Raw genomic sequence first — 4,464 nt, 5'->3', positions numbered from 1 at the left:
TATTATCTGTCTCTAATTTTAAAAGGTGTATAGTTAATTTTTCATCTTTTTTTCGGTGTTATAATACGTCTAGCTAAAAATTAAGAAAGGTGAAAACAAATGGGTAAAATCCATATTTTCCGTTCAAAGACTTTAAGATTTTTATTTTACACTGCGTTTTATTTATCAATTTTACTTGCACTACTCTACTTATATGGATTTAAAGATTCATTTACAGGGACCTTTATATATAACGATTTTTAGGACGTGAACTGATGAAATCAATTATTGAACAAATAGATTATTGGGCAATTAACACCCCAGACACTATCGCATTTCAAAATAGTGATTATTCGTTAACATATAAAAATTTAAAGCAACAATCAGATGCGATTGCTAGCTGGATGATTAAAAATAATTTTACGAATAAGCCCATTATTGTATATGGACATATGCAGGCAGAAATGATTTCCATTTTCTTAGGAAGTGTAAAAGCAGGTTGTGCTTATATTCCCGTTGATGAGTCTATTCCTTTTGAAAGACTCAAAAAAATGATTACTAACTCTGGTGCAACTTTATTAATTACACCAAAAGAAATTACTTTAGAATTTGAATCCATTAATATCATAAATTTTGGAGAACTACAGAAGATTATTGATTCTACAAATCTAGTCAAATCTTTAACTGATTTCAATGTTAAAAATGATGATACATTTTATATTATCTATACTTCTGGCAGTACTGGAGATCCAAAAGGCGTACAAATTACTGAAAAAAACTTACGTAGTTTTACCAATTGGATATTGAAAGATTTTAATATCCATAATGGACAACGCTTTTTAAACCAAGCTCCTTTCTCTTTTGATTTATCAGTAATGGATTTATATCCATCGTTAATATCCGGTGGTACACTCATTGCTGTTGAAAAATCTTTGATTGAGCGACCAAAAGCGTTATTCGATTATTTATTAGAAAGTGATATTGAGATTTGGACTTCTACCCCTTCATTTATAGAAATGTGTATGATGAATCCAAATTTCAGCGAATTGTTACTACCAAACTTAAAGACTTTTCTTTTCTGTGGTGAAGTACTATCGAATAATAGTGCTGGACAGCTTTTATCTAGATTTCCTAAAGCAGAGATTTATAATACTTACGGTCCAACAGAAGCGACAGTAGCTGTAACATTCGTCCAGATCACTAAGGAAGTCATAAACCAATACTCCCCATTACCGATTGGCACGCCAAAAGACGATACAATCATTTACATTATGGATGAATTGGGGAACCCACTTCCAGATGGTGAAACAGGGGAAATTATTATAGCTGGTCCAAGCGTTAGTAAAGGGTATCTTAATAATCAGTTAAAAACTGATGCAGCCTACTATCAAATAAATGGCATGCTCGCCTATAAAACAGGTGATTCTGGTTACTTTCATCAAGGACTATTGTTCTATAAAGGTAGGATTGATTTCCAAGTGAAGCTACACGGTTATCGGATTGAAATTGAGGACATTGAAAATAACATTAGAAGACTACCATTGGTTCATTCTGCAGTTATCTTACCAGAGATGAAGGATGGTAAGTGTATAGATTTACATTGCTTAGTACTCGTTAAAGAACACGATTTCGAAAAGGAATATCATTTAACACGATTTTTAAAACAAGAATTAAATAAATATATGCCGACTTATATGATTCCAAGAAAATTTAGTTTTTTACAAAGTTTACCAATGACAACGAACGGTAAAGTTGATCGAAAAAAATTATTGGAGCAAACATACCAATGATTCCATACAGTAGTTTTACGTTTTTCGGTATTTTATTTGTTCTGCTAATCCCAGCAGTCATATTAGGATTTTTAGGAAGAAGATCAACTAACTACACAACATTTCTTTCTTTTGTGTTTTTATTATTAGTCTTTTCCTCTTCTAAAATACAAACCTTCTATCTAGTTGCTTATATAATTTGGGTAGTTAGTTTAATAAAAGGTTATATTGTTTATCGGAAGAATGCGAACCATTCAACTGTTTATTACTTAAGTGTTTTTCTATCAATTTTACCTTTATTGATTGTAAAGATTTCACCGATTTTTGAAACTACTACACTTGTAGGCTTTTTAGGAATCTCCTATTTAACATTTAAAACAACACAAGTCATTATTGAAATTCGCGACAACAGTATAAAGGAAATAAAGATTGTCGATTTCTTAAAGTTTTTATTATTTTTTCCGACGATCTCTTCTGGACCAATTGATCGTTTTAGGAGATTTCAACAAGATTGTCAAAAAAAGCTAACGGCTTTTGAATACAGAGAGTATTTTCAAATTGGTGTTCATAAAATTTTTATTGGTTTTCTCTATAAATATATAATTGGTTATTTAATTAACGTTCATATTCTTGAAACACAGTTTGCATTAGGGCATACATTTGTCTCAAATCTAACGTATATGTATGCATATAGTCTGTACTTATTTTTTGATTTTGCTGGTTATAGTGCATTTGCAATCGGCGTTAGTTATTTAGTAGGCATTAAAACACCTGAAAACTTTAATATGCCATTCATTAGTCGGAATATAAAGGACTTTTGGAATCGCTGGCATATGAGCTTATCATTTTGGTTTCGTGACTATGTATATATGAGAATGGTCTTCTTACTGACTAAGAAAAAATTGATAAAAAATAGAAGAAATATTTCTTATATCAGTTACACTACCTTATTTTTACTAATGGGTGCATGGCACGGAATCCAAATTAATTACCTACTTTATGGTTTATACCAAGCCATATTGATGTGTAGTTTTGATTGGTTTGAACAATTCAATAAGAAAAAAAAGATGTGGAAAAATACTAAGCTAACACATGTATTAGCGGTTATTATTACATTCCATTTTATTTGTTTCGGATTTTTAATATTTTCAGGACATCTAGTTAACTAAAGGAGAATTAGTATAATGGAAAATTTAAGAGCAGAAGTTTTAAAAATTTTAACAGATTTATGTAATACAGATGAAGTGATTGAAAACCCAGATATTTTGATTTTTGAAGAAGGACTATTAGATTCATTCGGTACAGTTAGCTTATTAGTTGAAATCGAAGAACAACTTGGTATTAACGTGACTATTTCTGACTTCGATCGTGAGGAGTGGGCAACACCAAATAAAATCATTTCGATTTTAGAGGCTAGAAAATGAAAAAAGTTCAATTTTTTGGGATGATAACAGCTATTTTCATTTTTTTACTAGCTTTGTATCTTCCAAATTCTTTTTACGAACTATTTATTACAAAAGAACGATTAAATAATACAGCAGCATCTTTAAACCCTGAAACATTTCAAGGGACCTTGCTTCAAGATAAAATGTTAAAAGACCCAAAATACCTACCTATTTTCGGGTCTTCAGAACTTGCTAGAAGAGACCCCTTCCATCCTTCTAGATTTTTTATGGGAGAAAAAAATGCATTTACTCCTTATCTAATTGGTCGAGGAGGATCACAAAGTCTCGTTCATTTTCTTGACTTAGCATCTTTAGGTGATGGAATAAAAAATAGAAAAATTGTGTTTGTTTTATCTCCACAGTGGTTTATTCCACATGGCATTGACGATACTCATTTTTCACCTAATTATTCTGCGCTTCAAACTTATTCATTCATTTTTAATAATACAATTGATAGTTCTGTAAAGAGACAAATTGCAAAGAGACTTTTAACGCTATCTATTATCAAAAAAGACTCTTTATTAGTAACTCAATTAAATGCATTTATTTCAAATAGCAAAAAAATTAAGTTCAAGGCTATGGCTGAAAAACCGTTAGCTTACACCTATTTAAAAATACTTGAAAAGAAAGATCTTTTTGAGACCGTTATAATGGATCCTGATAAAAACTTCCGATTAAAAAAATCAAAATATGAAGATTTATCCTGGGATCGGGTAGCACAAGTTGCTGATAAAATTGGCAAACGTGAGTCAACTTCTAACCATTTCGGTATAATTAATAAATACTATATAAAGCACATTCAAAATCGTCTTCCAGCTTTAAAAAATTATAAACGAAATAGTAACTATGGTGTATCACCAGAATATGATGACCTTCAAATGGTATTAGCATTATTAAAAAAAGAGCACACAAAAGCGTTGTTTATTTCTGTTCCCGTAAATGGACCATGGTATGATTACGCTGGATTTCCAAAAGAAGGTAGAGAAGTTTATTACAAAAAAGTAAGAAAACAAATTGAAGATGCTGGATTCCAAGTAGCTGATTTTTCTTCACATGAATACGATGAGTTTTTCTTAAAAGATACAATACACTTAGGCTGGAAGGGCTGGGTCTATGTAGATCAATCATTAAATAAGTTTTATTCAGTAAAACATACTCCCCCTACAGCAAGTTTAAATCATAGATATCAATGAAAAAAGCAGACTAGTGTCTGCTTTTTTCATTCAGAGTGTTGAAATATAAAACGGTCTATAGGGAAAACAAAATTTAGT

At 30.7% G+C, this 4,464-nt stretch carries 5 protein-coding genes; all 5 read left to right on the top strand.

Features of this window, described 5'->3' with window-relative positions:
- Positions 1 to 99 precede the first annotated feature (99 nt).
- From dltX to dltD, 5 genes are read left to right on the top strand one after another with little or no spacing between them, the layout of a single operon-like run.
- Entirely contained in the window at positions 100 to 243 is a 144-nt protein-coding gene (gene dltX, locus CN514_RS19980) for a teichoic acid D-Ala incorporation-associated protein DltX (RefSeq protein WP_082459405.1), read from the top strand.
- An 11-nt stretch (positions 244 to 254) separates the two neighbouring features.
- A complete protein-coding gene (gene dltA, locus CN514_RS19975; RefSeq protein ID WP_098234092.1) occupies positions 255 to 1,769 on the top strand; it encodes a D-alanine--poly(phosphoribitol) ligase subunit DltA in 1,515 nt (504 codons plus the stop codon).
- On the top strand, positions 1,766 to 2,917 hold the full coding sequence (gene dltB, locus CN514_RS19970; RefSeq protein WP_098234091.1) for a D-alanyl-lipoteichoic acid biosynthesis protein DltB: 1,152 nt from the start codon (positions 1,766 to 1,768) through the stop codon (positions 2,915 to 2,917). The genes dltA and dltB overlap by 4 nt, the downstream gene beginning before the upstream one ends.
- Positions 2,918 to 2,932: 15 nt before the next feature.
- Positions 2,933 to 3,172 carry a D-alanine--poly(phosphoribitol) ligase subunit 2 gene (gene dltC / locus CN514_RS19965; protein WP_098234090.1) on the top strand — a complete coding sequence of 80 codons (240 nt, stop codon included), beginning with the start codon at positions 2,933 to 2,935 and terminating at the stop codon, positions 3,170 to 3,172.
- Positions 3,169 to 4,386, top strand: a complete 1,218-nt coding sequence (dltD, locus tag CN514_RS19960; protein WP_098234089.1) for a D-alanyl-lipoteichoic acid biosynthesis protein DltD — start codon at positions 3,169 to 3,171, stop codon at positions 4,384 to 4,386. Before dltC ends, dltD begins: the two co-directional genes overlap by 4 nt.
- Positions 4,387 to 4,464 lie beyond the last annotated feature (78 nt).

Origin of the sequence: Bacillus sp. AFS001701 (assembly GCF_002559405.1) — a bacterium.
GTDB lineage: Bacteria > Bacillota > Bacilli > Bacillales > Bacillaceae_G > Gottfriedia.
The sequence above is the reverse complement of the archived record's forward strand: the minus strand, read 5'-3'. Positions and strand labels throughout refer to the sequence as shown.

Excerpts from the sequence above, each read along its gene's own strand:
- dltX (WP_082459405.1), top strand. The coding sequence starts at position 100 with ATGGGTAAAATCCATATTTTCCGTTCAAAGACTTTAAGATTTTTATTT.
- dltA (WP_098234092.1), top strand. The coding sequence starts at position 255 with ATGAAATCAATTATTGAACAAATAGATTATTGGGCAATTAACACCCCA.
- dltB (WP_098234091.1), top strand. The coding sequence starts at position 1,766 with ATGATTCCATACAGTAGTTTTACGTTTTTCGGTATTTTATTTGTTCTG.
- dltD (WP_098234089.1), top strand. The coding sequence starts at position 3,169 with ATGAAAAAAGTTCAATTTTTTGGGATGATAACAGCTATTTTCATTTTT.
- dltC (WP_098234090.1), top strand. The coding sequence starts at position 2,933 with ATGGAAAATTTAAGAGCAGAAGTTTTAAAAATTTTAACAGATTTATGT.